11 protein-coding genes and 1 CRISPR repeat array are annotated in these 24641 nt (G+C 43.6%); of the genes, 4 read left to right on the top strand and 7 right to left on the bottom strand.

The genetic code is table 11. From position 1 onward, the window contains the following. Positions 1–104: 104 nt before the first annotated feature. The 4 genes from buk to G8O23_RS15375 form a co-directional block, all read right to left on the bottom strand. Complete coding sequence (gene buk, locus G8O23_RS15390) at positions 105–1181, bottom strand: butyrate kinase (protein WP_166366464.1); 1077 nt, start codon at positions 1179–1181, stop codon at positions 105–107. 15 nt (positions 1182–1196) lie between these two features. After that, the gene (locus G8O23_RS15385; RefSeq protein WP_166366462.1) at positions 1197–2102 is read right to left on the bottom strand and encodes a bifunctional enoyl-CoA hydratase/phosphate acetyltransferase; all 906 of its coding nucleotides are present in this window, start codon (positions 2100–2102) and stop codon (positions 1197–1199) included. A gap of 39 nt (positions 2103–2141) precedes the next feature. Beyond that, positions 2142–3353, bottom strand: a complete 1212-nt coding sequence (locus G8O23_RS15380; RefSeq protein ID WP_166366460.1) for an acetate/propionate family kinase — start codon at positions 3351–3353, stop codon at positions 2142–2144. Positions 3354–3555: 202 nt separating this feature from the next. Continuing rightward, complete coding sequence (locus G8O23_RS15375; protein WP_166366458.1) at positions 3556–4857, bottom strand: SUMF1/EgtB/PvdO family nonheme iron enzyme; 1302 nt, start codon at positions 4855–4857, stop codon at positions 3556–3558. A gap of 254 nt (positions 4858–5111) precedes the next feature. Here G8O23_RS15375 and G8O23_RS15370 point away from each other — a divergent pair, with 254 nt between their 5' ends. Further along, positions 5112–8081 (top strand): FAD-binding and (Fe-S)-binding domain-containing protein, encoded by a 2970-nt coding sequence (locus G8O23_RS15370; protein ID WP_235942312.1) that lies wholly within the window; start codon positions 5112–5114, stop codon positions 8079–8081. Between the two features lie 4 nt (positions 8082–8085). Here the strand turns inward: G8O23_RS15370 and G8O23_RS15365 are convergent, their stop codons facing one another. The 3 genes from G8O23_RS15365 to G8O23_RS15355 form a co-directional block, all read right to left on the bottom strand. Continuing rightward, entirely contained in the window at positions 8086–11658 is a 3573-nt protein-coding gene (locus G8O23_RS15365; RefSeq protein ID WP_166366448.1) for a ligand-binding sensor domain-containing protein, read from the bottom strand. 29 nt (positions 11659–11687) lie between these two features. Continuing rightward, positions 11688–12563, bottom strand: a complete 876-nt coding sequence (gene sucD, locus G8O23_RS15360; RefSeq protein WP_166366446.1) for a succinate--CoA ligase subunit alpha — start codon at positions 12561–12563, stop codon at positions 11688–11690. 91 nt (positions 12564–12654) lie between these two features. Next, a complete protein-coding gene (locus G8O23_RS15355; protein WP_166366444.1) occupies positions 12655–13422 on the bottom strand; it encodes a DeoR/GlpR family DNA-binding transcription regulator in 768 nt (255 codons plus the stop codon). A 161-nt stretch (positions 13423–13583) separates the two neighbouring features. Between G8O23_RS15355 and G8O23_RS15350 the strand changes: the two genes are divergently transcribed. The 3 genes from G8O23_RS15350 to G8O23_RS15340 all read left to right on the top strand — a co-directional run bounded on the left by G8O23_RS15350 (position 13584) and on the right by G8O23_RS15340 (position 17432). Further along, positions 13584–15149 (top strand): glycerol-3-phosphate dehydrogenase/oxidase, encoded by a 1566-nt coding sequence (locus tag G8O23_RS15350; protein WP_166366442.1) that lies wholly within the window; start codon positions 13584–13586, stop codon positions 15147–15149. A 53-nt stretch (positions 15150–15202) separates the two neighbouring features. Then, positions 15203–16693, top strand: a complete 1491-nt coding sequence (gene glpK / locus G8O23_RS15345; RefSeq protein WP_166366440.1) for a glycerol kinase GlpK — start codon at positions 15203–15205, stop codon at positions 16691–16693. Between the two features lie 235 nt (positions 16694–16928). Further along, on the top strand, positions 16929–17432 hold the full coding sequence (locus tag G8O23_RS15340; protein WP_166366438.1) for a hypothetical protein: 504 nt from the start codon (positions 16929–16931) through the stop codon (positions 17430–17432). Between the two features lie 122 nt (positions 17433–17554). Further along, positions 17555–24519: a CRISPR direct-repeat array (repeat unit 30 nt; unit sequence ATTTCAATTCCACTATGGGATGATTGTGAG). Between the last annotated feature and the right edge of the window lie 122 nt (positions 24520–24641).

Genomic DNA, 24641 nt, shown 5'->3' with positions numbered 1-24641 from the left:
TTCGCCTGAAGAGTCCCATAATTTTAAAGTTTTTTGTCGAACTCAAAAATAGGGGATTCTGAGGGCATTTTTAAATTTCGTACTTTCGGATGCTAGTGGGCTAACTACTTATACTCGTGGGGTAATACATCGCCCCGAAGCACCATAAGTCCGTTAAGCGCTAGGGCTTGCATCTCGTCCTCACCAGGATAAACGGCAACGGGAGCAATAAACCCTACCATCTCCTTAACGTACTCCACCAGGAAGGTGTTGTGGGCAATTCCTCCAGTAAGGAGAATACCATCAACCCTACCCTTAAGAACAGCAGCCATTTGACCAATGTTCTTGGCAATATTGTACGACATTGCATCCTGAAGTAGCTGAGCTTTCTTATCGCCAGCCTTTGCCTTCATTTCAATCTCATAGGCATCGTTGGTTCCGGCATGCGCAACCAATCCACCCTGTCCGGTAAGCATTTTCTTCACCTCATCGTAGGTTACCTCGCCGCTAAAGCAAAGCTTGGCAAGCTGCCCAGCAGGAACTGTACCAGCCCTTTCGGGAGAGAATGGCCCCTCGCCATCGAGCGCATTGTTAACATCAATAACTCGTCCATTGCTATGAGCACCAACAGAGATGCCACCACCAAGATGAGCAACAATGATATTCAACTCCTCATACTTCTTATCGAGGCTTTTGGCATATTGACGCGCAATGGCCTTCTGATTCAGTGCATGGAAAATTGAAACCCGCTCAAACTTTGGATGACCAGAAATTCGGGCTACATCTTGCAGTTCGTCAACCACGACAGGGTCGGCAATGTAGGCCTTAGCGCTAGGTAGGCTACGAGCAATATCGTCGGCAATTAGAGCGCCAAGGTTACTGGCATGCTCACCCCTGATGCTATTCTTAAGATCCTCCTTCATTCGGTCGTTCACATAGTAAACTCCCGACTCAATGGGCTTTATTAATCCTCCGCGACCAACAACTGCTGAAATCTTATTGATATCAATATCTGCTTCCTCCAGCTCCTTAAGAATTATATCTTTACGGAATTCGAACTGATCGGTTATTCGCTTGAACTTAACCAACTCATCAGAATTATGCCTAAGGGTTTTAAGAAAAACCGACTTAGCATTTTGGTAAACAGCGATCTTGGTAGAAGTTGAACCTGGATTTATGGCTAGAATTAGGAATTCGTCCATTGTAGTTTATTTATCTTACTTGGCAGCGTTAGCAGCCAAAGCAATTGAGTACATTTTTGATTGAACACTATCGCCTCTAGATGTAAGAACGCACGGTACTTTAGCTCCCATAACCATTGCACCCAGTTCACCCTTTGCCAACTTGGTGCACGCTTTAAAGAATACGTTACCACTCTCGATATTGGGGAATAGGATACAGTCGGCATCGCCAGCCACCTCACCGGTAAGCTTTTTAATTTTGGCTGATTCGGCATCAATTGCCACATCCAAGGCCAAAGGGCCATCAATTAGCGCACCCTTAATCTGACCACGATCGCCCATTTTAGAGATGATGGTTGCATCAACACATGCTGGCATAGCTGCCGATACCTGCTCGGTTGCAGCAAGCAGCGCTACTTTTGGCTTCTCGATACCAAGGGAGTGAGCCGTTTTAACCAAGTAGTTAGTAATGGCAACCTTTTGGTTCAAGTCGGGAGCAGGAATAATGGCAACATCACCCACAATAAGCAGCTTGTGATAGGTAGGAACCTGTACCACGGTTACGTGGCTAAGAACTGCCTTGGGAGGGAGTAGGCCCTTTTCCTTATTCAAAATAGCCCGCATATACTTGTCGGTGCTCACAAGCCCCTTCATGAGCACATCGCCTTCGCCATTGTTGATTAGTTCAACCGCTTTAGCGGCTGCCTTCATCTCATCGTTCTCCTGAACGATTTTGAATTTCGAAGGATCGATATTATGCTTGGCGCTAACTTCTTTTATGGTTGCCTCATCGCCCACAAGGGTAGCATCAACAATTCCCATATCCACTGCCATGCTTACAGCCTCAATGGTATGATCGTCGTTGGCAAAAGCAGCCACTAGGCGCTTTTTGGGTTTACTCCTTAGAACATCAAAAAGTTGATCGAGTTTTGTTATAGCCATCGTTTGTATGTTTTAAAGTTTACAGATTTAATTGCAATCTTATTTTTTTATGCGAGCGACAATTTGCGCAGTGTCTGAAGCAATAACCAGCTCCTCGTTGGTGGTAACTGCCATTACCTTAACCTTAGACTCGGGCTTGGTAAGCAGCTGATCCTTTCCGCGAACGCCTCTGTTGGCAGCAGGGTCGAAATCAACGCCCATAAAGGCTAGAGAAGATGACACTTTCTCGCGAAGTACGCTGTCATTCTCACCTATTCCACCGGTAAAAATAATTAGGTCTACACCCTCCATAGCTGCGGCGTATGAACCAATAAACTGCTGAACCCTGTAGAAGTACATCTCAAGCGCCAGCTTTGCTCTTTCGTGTCCATCAGCAGCTGCATTCTCTAAATCGCGCATATCGGACGAAACGCCTGAAATACCTGTTACTCCACTCTTCTTGTTGATTAGGTCGCTAATACCCTTGAAGTTTAGATTTTCTCTTTCGGCAATGTAGAGTAGTACCCCTGGGTCGATACTTCCACAACGAGTACCCATAATTAGACCATCAACTGGAGTAAAGCCCATTGATGTATCTACTGATTTTCCGTTCTTAATGGCTGCTATAGAAGCTCCGTTGCCTAAATGGCAGGTGATAATCTTGCTGGTTTCGAAATCCATTCCCAACATTTTGCAAGCCTTTTTGGCAACGTACTTATGGCTTGTGCCATGGAAACCATACTTACGAATCTTAAGGTTCTCGTAGTACTCGTAAGGAATGGCGTACAGATACGCATGCTTTGGCATGGTTTGATGGAACGAGGTATCGAACACGGCAACCTGTGGCACTCCAGGGAGTAGGTTCTCCATAGAAATTATACCCTTAAGGTTGGCAGGGTTGTGAAGTGGAGCAAGTTCAATACACTTCTCAATCTCCATTTTCACCCTCTCATCAACCAAGCTACTCTCGGTAAAAAACTCTCCACCGTGAGCCACCCTATGACCAACAGCCTTAATCTCATCGAGGCTGGTGATAACGCCATGGCTCTTATCAACCAAAGCTTTTAGGATAAGATTGATCCCAACAGTATGGTCGGGGATGTCCTTAATAACCTCGTAGCGCTCTTTGCCCTCGGGTTTGTGGGTTAGTATTCCATCGGTAAGCCCTACACGCTCAACCAGACCTTTAGCTAGGAGTTTTTCCTTTTCACACATGTCGATTACTTGGTACTTAATCGATGAGCTGCCGCAGTTCAGAACAAGAATAATCATTGGGGTAATTTTAGTATTTGATTTACAGAAAGTTGTATTCTAAAAAATGAACACCCAAAATTACGAAAAATCATCCTAAACCGAAAGTGTCTTTGTTAAATTTTTAACAGGTGCAAGCCCTGTCATCCTCATTCATTTACAGAAAGTTGGGTATACTAGGGGATTACCACCACCACCTGTTTTAGAACAATGATATATAACATCATTTATCATCGGCCGGATGGGCTACTCTAAAACCGATGTAACTCCGTTTATTGCTAGGGTCGTCACTACCTCGGCAGGCTACTCTACTGCCACCAATGTAACCGTACCAGCTACCTCCTCTTACAATTCTAAAATCACCATTCTCGGGCCCCGAAGGATTTTCGGTTGGAGTTGGGGTGTCAGTATAGAAATCGAACCAGTCGAAGGTCCACTCCCACACATTTCCGCTCATATCGTATATGCCCAGCTCATTGGGTTCCATTTGTCCAACCGGATGAGTTTTATTGCCACTATTACCTGAATACCACGCCACAAAATTGATATTATTTCTCCCAGCATACCTAAACCCTCTACTCTCCTGCCCACCTCTTGCAGCATACTCCCACTCTGCCTCTGTTGGAAGTCGGTAACTCTTTCCCGTTAGTTCATTTACCTTAGCTAAAAACTCATGCACATCTAACCAGCTAACTCGCTCAACGGGGCAATTATCGCAACCCGCAAAATGGCTGGGGTTACTACCCATTATGGCCACCCATTGGGCTTGGGTTACCTCGTACTTCCCTATGTAAAAATCACTAACCGTTACCTGATGAACAGGTTTCTCCTCCCTGTTACCATCACCAAAGCTATCGCCCATACGGAACGTTCCGCCTTTTACAAAAACCATTTGATTATCGAATGGATCATTACTAACCCTGAGGCTATACTCAAAACTCTTCTTACCCGATTGCGACACCACAACATTTTCGGCCAGACTAAGGTCGTCCTTCTCAAATTTTATTAGGTGGGTTCCATACTTAAGCCAAATGGTAAGCGGTGTAGTTCCCAGCAGCTCACCCTCAAGAAACACACTTGCTCCTTGGGGGATAGTTTTAAGCAGTACCTCGCGCCCCGAATAGAGAGAAAGTTCTAACTTTACAGGCTTTACATCGTTAATCACCACCCTTCGAACCACTCTTGAATACTCGGGCTTTTCAACGGTAACAGTGTACTCGCCATAGGGTAAATCGCTTATAGTACGGGGTGAAAAGCCATACATTCGACCGTTAATGCTAATCATTGCCTGAGGCGGATCGGTCACAATATCAATAGTGCCCGACTTGGGGGTAAGCATCAAATCAATCTTTAGCTCTCTACCCCGCACCGTCACAATCTCGTACTCGCGAGAAAAGTAATTCTCCTTCTCGACCCTAATCTTATGCCTACCAACCGATACCATTCCAGACCACGATGAAGTTCCTTTTACTGCACCATCGACATAAATAATAGCATCATCGTTGGAGGTAATAGTAATTTCCACCTGATCTTGTTGCTGAGGAAATGCACCTTTAGCTGCAAAAAGACAATGCCCACCAGAAAGTAACAACAAAAACCAAGTAGTAATCAACACTAAATTACGTGCAAAAATCATAGATTGATAAAAAGTTATATCGAATTTAGTAAATATCAACGAGACATATATAATGCCCCCTTGGATATTTAAAAAATATACTGTGAACTTGATATGATGCTGCAAGATTTTTTGCCATAAAATATCTACACAATAACAGTAAAATGGATACTTTTACAAATTCATCAAATCATCAGAAAGTAAATAGTATGGTTCCCACTTTTCACTTAGAGAAGCTTGCAAAAGATTTTGATGGCGATGTTTATTGGGACATCTCAACTCGCCTTCAATACGCCACCGATGCATCGGCTTACCGCGAAATACCCGATGCCGTTGCGCTACCCAAAACCAAAGAGGATCTTAAAAAGCTTATTGCCATTGCCCTAAAGCTGGGTATGCCATTAATTCCACGTACAGCAGGCACCTCGCTAGCTGGCCAGGTAGTGGGAAAGGGCATTATTGTTGATATGTCGCGATACTGGGGAAGTACCATTGAACTAAACATTGCCGAAAAGTGGGTTTGCGTTGAACCAGGGGTGATTCTTGATGAGCTGAACCAGCAGCTTAAACACCACGGGCTTTTCTTTGGCCCCGAAACATCCACATCGAACCGATGTATGATGGGCGGAATGGTGGGCAATAACTCCTGCGGTTCGCACTCCATAATTTACGGAAGCACAAGAGACCACACCATTGCCGTAAAGATGATGCTAGATGATGGTAATGAGTACGAGTTTGGCCCATTATCCAAGATCGAATTCGAAAAGAAGTTGATGCTTAACAATCGGGAAGGCGACCTATACAGAAAGATTTACGATATGCTCTCCGTTGAGGAGCATAGGAACGAAATAGCCCAGCAGTTTCCTAAGCCCTCCATCCGAAGAAGAAATACAGGCTATGCCCTTGACCTGCTTATGCAGAACGAGGTATTTGGCAACACATCACTACCCTTTAACTTCTGCAACCTAATTGCTGGCTCTGAGGGTACGCTTGGTTTTATCACCGAGATAAAGTTGAGCCTGGTTCCTTTACCCCCAAAACAAAAAGCATTGGTATGTGTGCACTTAGCTAACCGCGACGAGGCATTTAAAGCCAACCTCATTGCGCTAAATCACAAGCCAGGTGCTGTGGAGCTGATGGACAACCTTATACTTGAATGCACCAAAGGTAATATTGAGCAGCGTAAGAATCGGTTCTTTATTCAGGGCGATCCAGGTGCAGTTCTAATTGTTGAGTTTGCCCGCGAGACTGCCGAGGAGATAGAAGCCATTACCAAGCAAATGGAGATAGAGATGAGGCAGGCTGGTTACGGATATCACTTCCCTGTGATTTGGGGTACCGATATTGGTAAGGTTTGGGCACTGCGCAAAGCGGGGCTTGGGGTGCTCTCCAACATCGAGGGCGATGCAAGGCCTGTATCGCTAGTGGAGGATACAGCTGTGGATGTGGAGGATTTGCCCAACTACATGGCCGATTTCGAAAAGATTATGAGCAGCCATAATCTCGACTGCGTTTACCACGCACACATTGGTAGCGGTGAATTGCACCTTAGACCTGTGCTAAACCTTAAGGATAAGGGCGATGTAGAACTTTTCCGAACCATAGCTTTTGAGGTGGCTCACCTTGTGAAAAAGTATCGAGGGTCAATGAGCGGAGAGCATGGCGATGGACGCCTGCGTGGCGAGCTAATACCTGTGCTAGTGGGCGATAAGGTTTACAACCTAATGAAAGAGGTTAAAAAAGCTTGGGATCCTAGCGGCATATTTAACCCAAACAAAATTGTTGACACGCCACCCAATAACACCAACCTGCGTTACATCCCGGGCAATAAAATGCGCGAGGTAGAGACCTTAATGGACTTCACAAAGGTTGGCGGTATGCTCAGGGCCATAGAAAAATGTAATGGATCGGGTGATTGTAGAAAAACCGAGATGGCAGGTGGTACCATGTGCCCAAGCTATATGGCTACACGTCATGAGGCCAATACCACACGCGCTAGGGCAAATATCCTTAGGGAATTTATTACCAATAGCGATAGGCAAAACCCTTTTAATCATAAGGAGATATACGATATTTTGGATTTATGCCTTTCGTGCAAAGGATGCAAAAGCGAGTGCCCCTCGAGTGTTGATATGGCCAAGCTCAAAGCCGAGTTCCTTTATCAATGGTACAAGTCGCACCGAGTACCGCTGCGCAGCTGGCTTATTGCCAACATCACCAAGGTATACTCCGTTGGGCAAATATTTCCGAGGATCACAAATTTTTTTCTATCCAATGCATTTACAAAGGGGTTAATGACCCGAGCCCTAGGATTTGCCCCTAAGCGCCAGCTGACCCTACTACAAAATTTAACCCTAAAACAATGGCACAAAAAGAACACTAAACCTTCAGAAGGGAAAAAGGTATACCTATTTGCCGATGAGTTTACCAACCACAACGATACTCACATAGGAGTTAAGGCCATTGAGGTGCTTGAGCACCTAGGTTACCAAGTGGAAATCCCAAAAATATCGGAAAGTGGACGAACCTACATATCGAAGGGTTTGCTAAACACCGCCAAGCGCATTGCCAACAGCAACACCCAGACTCTAAGCGAATTGATATACGAAGAGACCCCTCTCATTGGTATTGAACCTTCGGCCATTCTGAGCTTTAGAGATGAATATCCTGAACTTGTTGATGATACCAACAAGCTCAAAGCAATAGAATTGGCCAAGCATTGCTTGCTGTTTGAGGAATTTTTTATGCGTGAGGTCGAAGCCGGCCAAATTACAAAGGAACAATTTACCGTGGATAAGCGAAGCATTAAACTCCATGGGCATTGCCAGCAAAAGGCCGTTGCCTCAACAAGTGAAACAAAGGCTATGCTTTCATTCCCAGAGAACTATAGTGTGGAGGAGATACCCAGCGGATGCTGCGGAATGGCAGGTGCATTTGGCTACGAGAGGGAGCACTACGACCTGTCGATGAAAGTGGGCGAGCTAGTTCTTTTCCCAGAGGTAAGAAAAACCCCAAGTGGAGTAAAGATTGCCGCTCCAGGCACTAGCTGCCGACATCAAATTAAAGATGGGACTAGCAAGGATGCGCAACATCCAGTAGAGATTATTTGGGAGGCACTGAAGCGAAACGAGTAACCGCTTAAACCCTAAGCCCCATAACTAGCACATCATCAACCTGATAAGTTTTGCCTTTCCACTTATCGAAAGTTTGCTCTATTACAATACCCTGAGTCTCGAGGGGCAAGTCTTTATTGTATAGTATTGAATCGACAAGCCTGTGGTGTTGAAACTTTTTATTCCTAGGGCCACCAAACTGATCAACAATACCATCGGAGTATAAAAAGATAACGGTTTCATTGGTTAGCGATACCACCTTATTGGTAAACGATTTCATGAGTGGATGATAGGCAATGGGCATCCTATCGGAACGCAACACCGTTATCTCCTCGCCTTGGTTGGCGTTGGGTTCAAAAATCACCATTGAGCTATTGGCTCCTGAATAGGTTAGCGTTTTATCCACATCATCAATTACGCAAAGCGAAAGATCCATGCCATCAGCCGCATCGGAAAAATCGCCCTTTTGGTGTAATACCGATATGATTCCCTGGCGGAGCTGATTCAGCGCTTTGGCGGGATCGACAATCCCCCTTAGGGATATTACCTCGTTAAGCATTAAAACACCCAGCATGCTCATAAAGCCTCCGGGAACTCCGTGGCCTGTACAATCGACAACGGCAACAACCCTATGCCGGCCTATGCGTGTAGCCCAGTAAAAGTCGCCGCTAACAATACTTTTGGGTCTATTAAATATGAAGAATTCGGAGAAGAGCTCTTTAATTTGATCCTGGCTTGGCAATACCGCTTGCTGAATACGCTGAGCGTAGAAGATGGAGTCAGTGATTTCCTTCTTTTGTCGCTCAATTTCGTTTCGTTGGGCTGTTATCTCCTCATTCTTATCCTGTAGTTCCCAAGCCAGGTTGGCCAAAGAATTCTTCTGCTCCTCAAGCTCCTGGTTTTTTAGTGTTATCTCCTCATTCTTTCCCTTAAGTAGTTCGTTCTGCTCAGATAGGGCCTCCGAAGTAGCCCTAATCTCCTCATTGGCTTGCTGCAAACGCTCCGACTGGATAAGCAGTTCCTGGCTTTTAGTAAAAAGTTCTTGGGTTCGTTCATTCACCATATCCTCAAGCTGTGCCTTTGAATGCATCAATCGGTTATCTCGAAAACGTGCCAACAGGTAAGCAACTGCTAGGAAAATAATTGATACCAGCACATAGAACCACCATCTGTTCCAAAAGGGTTTTCGAATTGTTAAGTACACCGAATCGCCCTGTTCATTCCAAAACCCATCGGAGTTAGCAGCTATCACCCTAAAAGTATAGTTGCCGGGCTTAAGATTTGTGTATCGCACGAACTGCTGAACAAAGGTGGGCTCAATCCACTTTGAGTCGAAACCCTCGAGCATATACTTATACCTATTCTTTTGAGGAGACCGCGGATGGATAACAGTAATGTGAAACGAGATGTTGTTTTGCGAGTAGCTAAGTACCAAGGAATCTTTATACAACAGGTTAACAACCAATTCGTCGCCAGATTGATTTCCATCCTGCTCATGCTGCGACACCGTAGCCTCCTGAATATATACCAGTGGAGGAATGGTATCATCATAAATATCGAGGGGGTCGAAAGCAATAAAATTATTTATCCCTCCAAAAAGAATTTCACCCGAACTTAGCTTACAACTAGCATCTAGAGAGAACTCGTTTAAAGGAAACCCATCGTACTTGTCGTAATTTCTAAAAACAGGATTAGAGGGGTTGCTATAATCCAGGCACGATATGCCTTTGTTTGTACTCATCCATAACCTACCATTACCATCCTCCTCAATACCATAAATCACATTACTGGGGAGGCCATCAGAGGTTGTATAGTTCTTAAACGTTCTATCGGTATAGTTATATAAGTTTAGCCCCTCATTGGATCCAAGCCAAAGTCGATCTTTACTATCCTGGTGAAAGCAAAGCACCCTATCGGATGATATTGCCACGGAATCAACCATATCCTTTTTGTAAACTTGGAGAACCTGCCCTTTTTCCCTGTCGAAAAGGTTTAGGCCTTCATGGCTTGTGGCAACCCAAAAGTTCCCGAATGAGTCTTCGAATAGTGATGTAAGCCTGTTTTGAGTAATAGTGGTTGTGTCGTAAGGTTTAAATGCAAAGGTTTCAAACGATTTCTCATCGGGCGTAAGCCGGCTGATACCGCGGTTAAGTGTTGCAACCCAAATTACATTTTCTCTATCGACAAACACATACCTTATTCTATTCTCGGGCAGCTGACTTTGTAGCAAAAAATTATCCCCTACGGTTTTAAACCGATTGGTTTGCTTGTCGAATTTAGCCAAACCTTTATTCGTACCTATCCACAGGTAACCATTATGATCCTGAGCTATTGATGTTACATAATTATTGGGTAATGCGTAAGCAGTATGGTTACTAGATCGGTGATACTCGAAATTCTCACTTTTAATATCAAACTTAATCAAACCTTCACCGTAGGTTCCCATCCAAACCACTCCCTCATCATCTTCGAGAATAGAACTTATGGATGTTGAAGGCAGACTAAATGCACTTCCCGGTAAGTTTCGATACACGGTAAACCGCTTGCCTTTTCTGTCGAATTTATTAATTCCGTTATTGTTAGTCCCAATCCAAAGAATCCCCAACTCATCCTCAAACAGGGTTCGAACGAGGTTGCTCGAAATGCTTTGGGAATCGTGTAAGCAGTTCTGGTAGTTGGTAAATGTTTCGGTCGATGGATTAAACTTGCTTAGGCCTCCGTAAGTAGCAATCCACAGATAGCCATTATCATCCTCATACATATCATGAACCGTATTGCTAGGCAGCGTATTCTCTCTATGCGGATTGTAACGGTAAATGACAAATTTTTCATCGGCTGGACAATACCTGATAAGACCCTCCTCGTCTGTAGCTATCCAAATTGTTCCTGATGAATCTTCGAAAAATCTTCGAATAATTTTTGTGCTATAGGTTGTCCCGTTAGGGTTAAGAACAGTAAAAAATTCAAAAGAATCCTCAGTGCGATTGTAAGTAGCAATACCATTGTCGGTTCCGACCCAAAGTTTTCCTCCTGAATCGATAAAAAGGGAGCGTATCACATTACTTGGGAGCAGCTTGGAGTTTCCCACCGAATTTTTATACACCTTGAATTGGCCGGTTTGGGGATCGAAAAGATTTAAGCCACCATCGGCTGTGCCAACCCAGATTTTGCCGCTTGGATCCTCAAGCAGAGCCATAACCCGATTGTTGCTTAGGCTATACCGATTAAAGGTTTCGGTTACCCGGTCAAATAGATTAAGCCCCCCGCCTATGGTACCAACCCAAAGCCTTTTCTTTGAATCTTCAATGATAGATAAAATCCTATTGTTACTTAGCGATAAGCTATCGCTTGCCTTATGGGTAAAAGTTTTAAACTTAACACCATCGTACCTATTCAAACCATCGTCGGAACCAAACCAGTAAAAGCCTTTATGATCCCTAAGTATTGCATACACTGTGTTTTGCGACAGGCCATCCTCAACAGATATGCGCTCAAAGGCAATGACATCGCGCTGTGCAAAGGCAACAACGCTATGAACGATAAGCAAAAGTACTAAGGCAAGCTTTAGCCTACCTGCCAAAGCGTTCCAAATTAGCATCAAGAATTTAGTTTTAAGTATCCAAAGGCTTACTTTTTTAGAGCATTAAGCATAGTAGAGCCAATATTCGCGGGCGAATCAACCACATGAATACCACACTCGGTCATAATCTTCATTTTCGCTGCAGCGGTATCGTCGGCACCACCAATAATTGCCCCGGCGTGGCCCATACGTCGCCCCTTAGGTGCGGTTTGTCCGGCAATAAAACCAACCACAGGCTTTTTACAGTTTTCCTTAATCCAATAGGCCGCATCGGCCTCCATGCTTCCACCAATCTCGCCTATCATAACTATACCCTCAGTTTCAGGGTCATCATTAAACAGCTTAATGGCATCAAGGGTTGTGGTTCCCACAATGGGATCGCCGCCAATACCAATGCAAGTGGTTTGGCCAAGGCCAACCTTGGTTAGCTGGTCAACCGCCTCATAGGTAAGCGTTCCAGAGCGCGATATTACCCCAACACTCCCTTTTTTATGGATAAAGCCTGGCATAATACCCACCTTAGCCTCATCGGGTGTAATAATTCCAGGACAGTTAGGCCCAATAAGCCTAACATCAGTTTTTTCAGAAAGATACTGTTTTACGTTTACCATCTGGGCAATAGGAATACCCTCGGTGATACACACAATAACCTTTATTCCAGCGTCGGCGGCCTCCATAATGGCATCGGCAGCAAAGGCGGGGGGGACAAATATTACAGAAACGTTGGCTCCAGCTTGCTTAACTCCATCGGCAACAGTGTTAAACACCGGCAAATCGAGATGCGTTTGTCCGCCCTTACCTGGCGTTACACCGCCCACCACGTTTGTTCCATACTCAAGCATTTGGGTTGCGTGAAACGTGCCCTCGCCCCCAGTAAAACCCTGCACTAAAATTCGGGAATCCTTATTAACCAGTACGCTCATAAAATTCTATTTTGATATTTATTGATGTTCAAACCTAAACTATTTTTACAAATCATGCAATTGAAATTGGCCAATAGCCAAAAAAAATACGCTAAGCAATAATCAGCTCTACTCCTGCCGATGCAAATCGTTTAACCATCGACTCGGAAATGCCGTTGTCGGTTATTACTAAATCTACCTGCGTTAAGCTACAAATACGCCCAAATCCTCTACGCCCAAACTTTGCAGAATCGGCCAGCACAATAATTTTTTGAGCTGCACTAATCATTACCTGGTTTAGCGACGCCTCTAAAGCGTTGGTTGTGGTTAGTCCATAATCGGGATCAATACCATCAACGCCAATAAAGAGTTTATTGCAGCTAAAGCCCTGCATCATCCGCTCGGCAGGTGGGCCAACAGCCGAGTTGGAACTCTTTCGAATCACTCCGCCCAGCTGGTGTATCTCAATATCGGGGTTTATATTAAGAATTTGCGCCACGTTGAGTGATGCGGTAACCACCGACAAGGGCTTAATGCTTGAGACTTGTCGAGCAAGCTCAAGAATTGTGGAACCCGATGCGAGTATAATGCTATCGTTGGGCTCAACAAACCCTAAGGCCTTGGCTGCAATGTGCTGTTTCTGTTCCACCCCAATCTTCTCCTTTTCATGGATATTCCTTTCGGTAATGTAGGGATCAGTGAGCGTTGCGCTTCCATGGGTGCGATGCAGTAGGTTTCTATCCTCTAAATCCTTTAAATCTTTTCGGATGGTTACCAACGATACGCCAAGCTCCTGGCTTAGCTCATTTACATTCACAAATCCCTGCTCCTTAAGCCTATTGAGAATATGCTGATGACGACGGGCAATACTTTTCGACATTTTTCAGGGGTTGTATTTACACGCAAAATTACAAAAACATACCAACAAAAGCGACTATTACGCAAAAGTTGTTTTTCGTAATTTTTTGCCTTTCGTTTTCTTTCCTTTTAGAATTTATTACTTACTTTTGCAGGGTAATTATTATCGTAACCCCACAAGCTATGAACAGAGATAAAACGTTAGAGCAACTAAACGAAAGCCAAAAAACATACGATTTTATCGTTATTGGCGGAGGTGCAACTGGTATTGGCATTGCCCTCGAAGCTGCAACCCGAGGCTACAGCGTTGTGCTGCTAGAAAAATCCGACTTTACCAAATCAACATCAAGCAAAAGCACCAAGCTGGTGCATGGCGGGGTTAGGTATTTAGCCCAAGGCGATTTAGCACTAGTACGCGAGGCCTGCGTTGAGCGCGGTCGTTTGCTTAAAAATGCTCCGCATCTGGTAAAAAACCAATCGTTCGTTATCCCTACGTTTGGCTTGTTCGACGAGCTGATGTACACCGTTGGCCTTACTTTTTACGATTTGCTTGCCGGCAAGTACAGCTTGGGGCGCTCGCTGAGGGTTTCGAAAAAGAAAACCATTGAGAAATTGCCAACCATTAACCAGAAAAAAATATCGGCTGGTGTGGTTTACCATGATGGTCAATTCGACGATTCGCGCTTAGCCATCAACGCCCTACAAACAGCAATTGAGCACGGCGCAATAGCTGCTAACTATATACAGGTTAACAATATCAAAAAAGATGAGAATGGGTTTGCTTGTGGTGTGGTTGCTTTGGATATAGAGAGTGGCAAAGAATACACCATAAACGGAAAAGCTGTTATAAATGCCACAGGCGTTTTTGCCGACGATATCCTGCAAATGGATAGCCCGGGGCAGCGAAAAACTATTCGTCCGAGCCAGGGCATTCACCTTGTGCTCGACAAATCTTTTCTACCAGGTGGGTACGCCCTAATGATACCCAAAACCGATGATGGCAGGGTACTATTTGCCGTGCCATGGCACGACAAAATTGTGGTAGGCACCACCGACACCCCCATAAACTCCCCCGATCTTGAACCAGTAGCTCTTGAGGAAGAAATTAAGTTCATCCTGTCTACAATGGCCAAGTACCTCACCAAAGCACCCAGCCGTAGCGATGTGCTAAGCATATTTGCCGGATTGCGTCCGCTGGCTGCACCAAAGCACGAGAACTCGAAAACCAAAGAAATATCACGTAGCCACAAGATAACCGTTACCTCGTCGCATCTATTCACCATGATTGGTGGCAAATGGACCACCTTCCGTCGTATGGCGCAGGATATGGTTGATAAGGTAGAGAAAACCAAGGGTTGGTCGCGCACGCAAACATCAACCAAAAACTTGAAGTTGCATGGTTATCAACAGTATGTAGATCTAAACGACCCGCTGTATTTTTACGGTAGCGACAAAAAGGGAATTACCGATTTGATGGAGAAATATCCTGAAACTAAACAGCTAATTAGCTGCAGGCTTAATATTTATGCAGCGCAAGTAATTTGGGCTGTACGTTTTGAAATGGCCAGAACGGTTGAAGATTTTCTGTCGCGTAGGACTCGGGCACTTTTGCTAGATGCCCGCGAGGCAATGCTTGTGGCCCCAAAAGTTGCCAAAATTATGGCAGCAGAGCTGGGTAAGGATGAGCAGTGGGAAGAAATGCAGGTTAAAGAATTTGAGAAGGTTGCCTCTAAGTACATTCTTCGATAATTTTAGCAAGTTTAGTATATTCGAGTTTTCAAATCAAATCATCACACCACCCTATGGAAAAGTTTATCCTAGCTCTGGACCAAGGTACAACCAGCTCGCGCGCATTGCTATTCGACCACAATGGAAACATCCACTCGGTAGCACAAAAGGAGTTCACCCAAATATTTCCCAAACCCGGATGGGTTGAGCACGACCCAGGGGAGATATGGTCGTCGCAGGTAGCAGTGGCCGCCGAGGCTATGTCGAAGCTAAGCATAAACGGAACTTACCTAGCAGGGATTGGTATTACCAATCAGCGCGAAACTACCATTGTTTGGGACAAAAAAACGGGTGAGCCCGTTTACAATGCGATAGTATGGCAAGATAGACGAACCTCGGAATTGTGCGATAAGCTTAAAGCTGAAGGCCTAGCAGAAAAAATTCGAGAGAAAACAGGGCTGGTAATTGACGCCTACTTTAGCGGAACGAAAATAAAGTGGATACTCGACAATGTGGATGGAGCAAGACAACGGGCAGAGAAAGGTGAATTGGCCTTTGGCACGGTTGACTCGTGGCTAGTATGGAAATTAACCCAGGGCCGTACACACGTTACCGATGTTTCCAATGCTAGCCGCACCATGCTATTTAATATCAACACCCTCGAATGGGACGAGGAGCTGCTAAATCTTTTAAATATCCCTATCGAAATGATGCCCCGTGTAGCATCATCGAGCGAGGTTTACGATTACACCAACACCACCTTTTTTGCCTCGAAAGTGCCCATTGGCGGCATAGCAGGCGACCAGCAGGCTGCACTCTTTGGGCAAATGTGTGTTGACGAGGGAATGGTTAAGAACACTTACGGCACAGGATGTTTTATCCTTAAAAACACTGGCAACAAACCATTTATATCAAAAAACAATTTGGTTACCACCATTGCTTGGCAAATTAATGGCGAAACCACCTATGCCCTGGAGGGCAGCATATTTATTGGCGGTGCCGTGGTGCAATGGCTTAGGGATGGGCTAGGAATTATAAACTCATCCGCAGAAATAGAAACCCTTGCAGCGCAAGCCCATGATAATGGCGATGTGTATTTTGTACCCAGCTTTACCGGTATGGGTGCCCCCTACTGGGATCAGTACGCTCGTGGCCTTATGGTTGGGCTAACCCGCGGCACAACCCGCGCCCACATTGCCCGCGCTGCGCTGGAGGGCATTGCCTACCAAACCATGGATGTGATTGGTGCCATGCAGAGCGACACCGGAATGGAGATTACCGAGCTTCGGGTTGATGGCGGCGCTTCGGCCAATAACCTGCTGATGCAGTTCCAGGCCGATATGCTCCGTGTGCCAGTAATAAGACCCAAAGTGGTTGAAACCACTGCGCTGGGCGCTGCCTACCTTGCTGGCCTAGCCACAGGCTTTTGGAAAGATATCGACGAGCTTAAAAAGCAATGGCAACTGGATAGGGAGTTCGACGCCACCATGGATGCCAACCAAAGCGCCAACCTAAAGAGTAAATGGGCCGATGCTGTGGAGCGTGCAAAGGGTTGGAGCAAGTAAAGTTTATTGCTTATTATGATGTGAATGCTAGCAATTCAACTAAATACCATCATAGTACTGCGACACCATCCAGCAAAGTCTTAACGTTAAACTCAGCCCTAAAATACTTGCATATAGGTTTGGTTGAAGATAGATTTACAAATCGACAAGATTGATGAAAACCGAATACTGGGTTTAAACTTGCACCCTTAGCTATCATTGCTTAAATTTGTAGGATAACCTAAAAGAATAAGCTATGAAACGAATTACAAGTTTACTAATGCTAGCCCTGATTGTAACACTTACCTCATGCGGTGGTGGGTCAACAGGTGAAAAGGGCAAGCAAAAAGCCAAGGACTTTAAGCTAGAAGTAAAGGAAACCTACGCTCCCGGCGAGGAGGCTGCACAGCAAGTACTATTGGCCTACAAAACCAAGGATGTTGATCTACTTAAGCAGTATGCTAGCTGGGCCATGAGCATGACGCTCGACGAGGATGCCATGGAACGCCCCGACTTTGAAAAACAGCTTAAGCGCTGGGATGGTGCCATAAAGGAGGTACGATATGCATCCGATGTAATCACCCTTGAATCGGTGTACTACGCATACGCTCACTACTGCGATGACAAAGAGGATCCCGATAAAATTTACGTTGTTGTTATCCAAAGCAGCGATAAAGAGAAATGGGTTATTACCATGAATCCCCTCAGAAAAATATCAAAAGCAACTTTTGAGGAAAAAAGCGCGGAGATAGCTGAGTAAAGCAACCAATCTCCCATAATTTCAGCGCCACAACATACCAAAATTTAGTGGCGCTGGTATTTTACTTCCTTACCCACCCGTACATTCCCATAGGAAAAACTTCTCATTCGACTGCGACCAAATTTTCAATTCCACTATGGGATAATTGTGAGGTTTTAACAACTTTTATTATAATGAAAAAATACGTTAATTTCAATTCCACTATGGGATGATTGTGAGACAATGGATTGACGATAAAGGTATAGTTCCAACCGAATTTCAATTCCACTATGGGATGATTGTGAGCAAAATGCGTCTGGCGGCTAGGTGAACACTTGAACTATTTCAATTCCACTATGGGATGATTGTGAGACAGCCCCAACCCTTGAAACGTTTAGCACATTCAAATTTCAATTCCACTATGGGATGATTGTGAGAATTTAGGTAATAATGCCTATGCCTCAAATCCAGCAATTTCAATTCCACTATGGGATGATTGTGAGGGACTTGATACTGTACAAGCAAAGGTTTGAATTGAATTTCAATTCCACTATGGGATGATTGTGAGCCACGCAGGCGGGGTTGAGTGCGAATGCTTCGGAGATTTCAATTCCACTATGGGATGATTGTGAGCTATTGAGGCCTCGCGGGGCTTCCACTTGGTAACAGATTTCAATTCCACTATGGGATGATTGTGAGGAGTGCCTGAGCATCCTTAACCTTACCCAGCACAAATTTCAATTCCACTATGGGATGATTGTGAGCCAACATTTTTTAACTTTTTGTTTTTGGTTTGGATGGATTTCAATTCCACTATGGGATGATTGTGAGGATTCCAAAAGCCAATAAAAGGCAGGGGTATCGCATTTCAATTCCACTATGGGATGATTGTGAGGAAGCGTAAATACAAACTCACCGAAATGAAAGATTTATTTCAATTCCACTATGGGATGATTGTGAGGGGCGAACAATGTTTGCAAGCGAAGCCCTTGAGGTATTTCAATTCCACTATGGGATGATTGTGAGGCTGACACGTCAAGCATAACGCTGGATGGGCTTAGATTTCAATTCCACTATGGGATGATTGTGAGGGGTTTCAGTTATAAATTCATCATTTAGCACATCGATTTCAATTCCACTATGGGATGATTGTGAGGAGCAGGGCAATGCAATCAACTATGGTGGATATGCATTTCAATTCCACTATGGGATGATTGTGAGTAAAGGCCACTAAAAGGCTGCTTAAAAACAAGCGTATTTCAATTCCACTATGGGATGATTGTGAGAGGTACTATGATAAGAACCATCTTCCAGCATCGCTATTTCAATTCCACTATGGGATGATTGTGAGTTAATAGCTTTCTCAACCACATCGAGCTCGCTAAATTTCAATTCCACTATGGGATGATTGTGAGATAGCATCCCTAAAAATTGGTGACATAGCCGTTGAATTTCAATTCCACTATGGGATGATTGTGAGAGTTAAGAAAAACGTATAATATGCGCAGATATGTTATTTCAATTCCACTATGGGATGATTGTGAGAATGGTAAATAGAACCGTTTTGGAATCGACCTGCGTATTTCAATTCCACTATGGGATGATTGTGAGCTTTTGGTAGAGGCCATAAGCTCATTAAAAACTCGTATTTCAATTCCACTATGGGATGATTGTGAGACCATTCCGTTATTAAGCAGGGCGCGCTTAAAGGTATTTCAATTCCACTATGGGATGATTGTGAGAAGGGAGAAAGATGCGCTATTTAAACACTTTACAGATTTCAATTCCACTATGGGATGATTGTGAGTCGACATGAAAGATGCTTCGTTCATCCTATCCCAGATTTCAATTCCACTATGGGATGATTGTGAGAATGAGAGCCTTATGAAACTAAAGAACATATCACATTTCAATTCCACTATGGGATGATTGTGAGGCCACGGGCATAGCGATTACCCACACGCTCATGAACATTTCAATTCCACTATGGGATGATTGTGAGAACGTCAAATTTTCTGGGCCAAGTGAAAAAAACGAGATTTCAATTCCACTATGGGATGATTGTGAGGATACGGGGGTTTTTGAGGTGTTTCAGCAGTTCGCTATTTCAATTCCACTATGGGATGATTGTGAGGTTTTAACAACTTTTATTATAATGAAAAAATACGTTAATTTCAATTCCACTATGGGATGATTGTGAGTCCCGCCACCAAAACCTTTTCCGACGATAAGGTTATTTCAATTCCACTATGGGATGATTGTGAGTGTGCTACGCAACCGAACCAAGCCCAACATAGCGTATTTCAATTCCACTATGGGATGATTGTGAGTGTGCTACGCAACCGAACCAAGCCCAACATAGCGTATTTCAATTCCACTATGGGATGATTGTGAGTTGTATCCCAACCTCACCCTGCTTTAGGGTTTTAAATTTCAATTCCACTATGGGATGATTGTGAGTTGAGCGTTTAGGTTTGTCTAATTTTGAAATTATTTATTTCAATTCCACTATGGGATGATTGTGAGAAAATTGTTGGTGTCGGCAAATTCTTTAAAAACGCATTTCAATTCCACTATGGGATGATTGTGAGTTTTAATATCGTTAGGGTACACGGTTATATATACGAATTTCAATTCCACTATGGGATGATTGTGAGTTTCCTCATTTTTGTACTTAGCAAAAAGTTTAGAAAATTTCAATTCCACTATGGGATGATTGTGAGGCCAAGCCCGATATCTTGGTCTCCATCACCTTGAGCATTTCAATTCCACTATGGGATGATTGTGAGTCCAAGGTGGTTTGCTCTCCACCACCCTCATTAAGCATTTCAATTCCACTATGGGATGATTGTGAGGAAGAACATACCGCCCTCGTCGGTCATATTCCTGAATTTCAATTCCACTATGGGATGATTGTGAGCTGATAGTCCCCCTTGGGGAATGCACCCGAATCAAATTTCAATTCCACTATGGGATGATTGTGAGCCTTACGGTTTGGGTTTGGGATAGGATTAGATTGAAATTTCAATTCCACTATGGGATGATTGTGAGACTTCTGCCATAACCTTGTCAGCCTTCTCCTTGCTTATTTCAATTCCACTATGGGATGATTGTGAGGAGGGCAAAAATAAGTCCGACCGCCGCTTTGTGCAGATTTCAATTCCACTATGGGATGATTGTGAGAATTGCGCCCAGTCGCCATACCCACCGCGCTTGTAAAATTTCAATTCCACTATGGGATGATTGTGAGAGTGGTACAACGAGCTAATGGTAGCCCGCCGTAGTAATTTCAATTCCACTATGGGATGATTGTGAGAGGGTTCCAACGTAATTAAGTGGACTTTCATTGAGATTTCAATTCCACTATGGGATGATTGTGAGTGTGCTTATCCGATTGGTTACGCAAGGATAAGCAGATTTCAATTCCACTATGGGATGATTGTGAGACCCACGTTACCGATGCTTGGGATACGCTTTACATATTTCAATTCCACTATGGGATGATTGTGAGTATCGGGGCAATGCTTTAGCGTGTGCTCAAATCTATATTTCAATTCCACTATGGGATGATTGTGAGACAGCCACTAAAAGTAGGTGCTTTGCTTAAACGTCATTTCAATTCCACTATGGGATGATTGTGAGTAAACATTTTCTTTGCGGTGTACAGATCCCACTCTTATTTCAATTCCACTATGGGATGATTGTGAGCAAAGACTCTCCAAGGCAAAGGGAAGTATTTTCGATATTTCAATTCCACTATGGGATGATTGTGAGCTTGGCAAGCTCTGCGAGTATAAGCTAATTCTTAAATTTCAATTCCACTATGGGATGATTGTGAGCTTTGGGTGCGGCATAGCCCTCATAAGTTTATCGCCATTTCAATTCCACTATGGGATGATTGTGAGTATCGGGGCAATGCTTTAGCGTGTGCTCAAATCTATATTTCAATTCCACTATGGGATGATTGTGAGGTTGCAGGCAAACATTTTAGGATGAATGTGATTCCAGATTTCAATTCCACTATGGGATGATTGTGAGCATAGGCCCCAACATTCGATTTGCCTTCGAAATTGTATTTCAATTCCACTATGGGATGATTGTGAGCTTAGGGGAACGATTCTGTCGCGCTTCCCTTTCCCCATTTCAATTCCACTATGGGATGATTGTGAGTGTGCAACCTCAATGCATCAATCGTACTGGTTGCCTATTTCAATTCCACTATGGGATGATTGTGAGTATTTTGCGTCATATTTATACTTCGAAAAAACCTTAATTTCAATTCCACTATGGGATGATTGTGAGAATTTAAGGCCACAGATGTTCCACCATTATTCTCTAATTTCAATTCCACTATGGGATGATTGTGAGAATACGGTAGTTTATATAGTTGCCGCTAATTATTTATTTCAATTCCACTATGGGATGATTGTGAGAATACGGTAGTTTATATAGTTGCCGCTAATTATTTATTTCAATTCCACTATGGGATGATTGTGAGCCGTTAATGCCAAGGATGAGTTTATTATTGCTTCGCGATTTCAATTCCACTATGGGATGATTGTGAGAATATCACCGCCAAGCAGTTTTCAACCTGCCTCGATTATTTCAATTCCACTATGGGATGATTGTGAGGTAGGCCTTGGCGAGATTGCCATAAAAATGGATAAGATTTCAATTCCACTATGGGATGATTGTGAGCATAAAGGCTGCGTGCACATCGCCTCCGTACTTAAATTTCAATTCCACTATGGGATGATTGTGAGGAAGCAAAACAGGGCTTCGTTACTAACAATTGTACATTTCAATTCCACTATGGGATGATTGTGAGTCTTGCCAAATATCTTATTAAGCAAACGGTAGTGCATTTCAATTCCACTATGGGATGATTGTGAGAGAGTAGTACATCGAGTCCTCGATAAGCATCTGCTATTTCAATTCCACTATGGGATGATTGTGAGAGTAAGTCGGAATGCTTGAGGTCTGCATCTAACGTATTTCAATTCCACTATGGGATGATTGTGAGATGGCATCGCCAACCAATTTAACAGGCTTAACCGTATTTCAATTCCACTATGGGATGATTGTGAGCTTGCGCTCTCAGAGGTCGACCAAATGATGTTATGAATTTCAATTCCACTATGGGATGATTGTGAGTCGTGAGGTTCGAGATGGCTAAGGAGAAGATCTATGATTTCAATTCCACTATGGGATGATTGTGAGACTGCACGTTGCGAAGCGTGGTGAGATAATTGCGAATTTCAATTCCACTATGGGATGATTGTGAGCTAGCTCTTCCTCCTAGTATTAATTCTCCACCATATTTCAATTCCACTATGGGATGATTGTGAGAACCTCGTTGTAAAACGAATAGTCTAAGTTTGTTTATTTCAATTCCACTATGGGATGATTGTGAGTTCGTAGCATCTCCCTTTCGTGATCGACCATAATTTATTTCAATTCCACTATGGGATGATTGTGAGAATACCATCGTTGCCAATGCGAGCAATTAGGTAGAATTTCAATTCCACTATGGGATGATTGTGAGGGGTATCGTATTCACGCCAACGCCAAGCATAAGCAGATTTCAATTCCACTATGGGATGATTGTGAGGTAAATGCGCTTTTTGCAAGTGGCAATTGATAGTTATTTCAATTCCACTATGGGATGATTGTGAGCGAGCTTGGGTAGATCCCACTCACCAGCGTGTGTGTATTTCAATTCCACTATGGGATGATTGTGAGAATGATATTCCGTATGTGCTGCCGAGGCAATTTTATATTTCAATTCCACTATGGGATGATTGTGAGATAACGGGTAAGGCTTACAAGGCCACCTCGTTCGAATTTCAATTCCACTATGGGATGATTGTGAGAATTGAAGCAACCAAGCAAGAACAGATTAAGGAGTAATTTCAATTCCACTATGGGATGATTGTGAGCATAACTGGTTACGATGTGGATAAGGTGTACAAACATTTCAATTCCACTATGGGATGATTGTGAGATAGCAACGTTTCTTCGGGTTCGTCGTCCTCGTTAATTTCAATTCCACTATGGGATGATTGTGAGAATAATATTGAGATTACGATGATTGTCTATGCCAGATTTCAATTCCACTATGGGATGATTGTGAGACCGCCTGTGGTGGGTTTCTTACTCCTTTTCGAAATTTCAATTCCACTATGGGATGATTGTGAGTAATTAAGCGATTGATGGATAAGTTGGATATGGGTATTTCAATTCCACTATGGGATGATTGTGAGATTTGCCCCTTGGGTGTCTGCACCCTCGTTGGCATATTTCAATTCCACTATGGGATGATTGTGAGTTGGGCACTGCCCCACACACCTCGTCGCATCTTTTATTTCAATTCCACTATGGGATGATTGTGAGTTGAAACCCCACCGCCGCTATGGTAGAGCTGTAGAATTTCAATTCCACTATGGGATGATTGTGAGTTGTTGCGTGAAGTTTACAATAAATCAATTGACGTTATTTCAATTCCACTATGGGATGATTGTGAGAAGATGGCAATTGCTGAGGAAAACTATAGAATTAATTTCAATTCCACTATGGGATGATTGTGAGCTCAGTAGTTGTATCGTCAATAACCATTTGCCATATTTCAATTCCACTATGGGATGATTGTGAGGTGCCTCGGTCTATCTCCCAGCCCGAGAACCCAGATTTCAATTCCACTATGGGATGATTGTGAGTTATCGGAGAAAGCGGCCACGTACATTCCGCACGAGATTTCAATTCCACTATGGGATGATTGTGAGGGTGTTGGCTCTGTACTCAGGAGAGGTAATTGCGAATTTCAATTCCACTATGGGATGATTGTGAGATATTATCGAATCCCCATTCCCCTACGCTCACGTATTTCAATTCCACTATGGGATGATTGTGAGGAGGATATCAACCCTTCTCAAAAGGAAGAGTTTATGTATTTCAATTCCACTATGGGATGATTGTGAGGATATCCTCACCCTCTCCCGCTGGAAAGAAGGAGCATTTCAATTCCACTATGGGATGATTGTGAGTTCTATTTTTTTGGTTAAGTAAATTCGGTTAGGGGATTTCAATTCCACTATGGGATGATTGTGAGTTGATAAGATGAAAACAAATACCCCTGTTTTAACCCTAAATAACCAAGCATTTTTTTTACAATTTTATTATTTATTTTTACCAACGGACAAACGACCGATGGTGACTGTTATACCGAAGGTT

Source organism: Perlabentimonas gracilis (assembly GCF_011174675.1).
Taxonomy (GTDB): Bacteria; Bacteroidota; Bacteroidia; order Bacteroidales; family Tenuifilaceae; genus Perlabentimonas; species Perlabentimonas gracilis.
The sequence above is the reverse complement of the archived record's forward strand: the minus strand, read 5'-3'. Positions and strand labels throughout refer to the sequence as shown.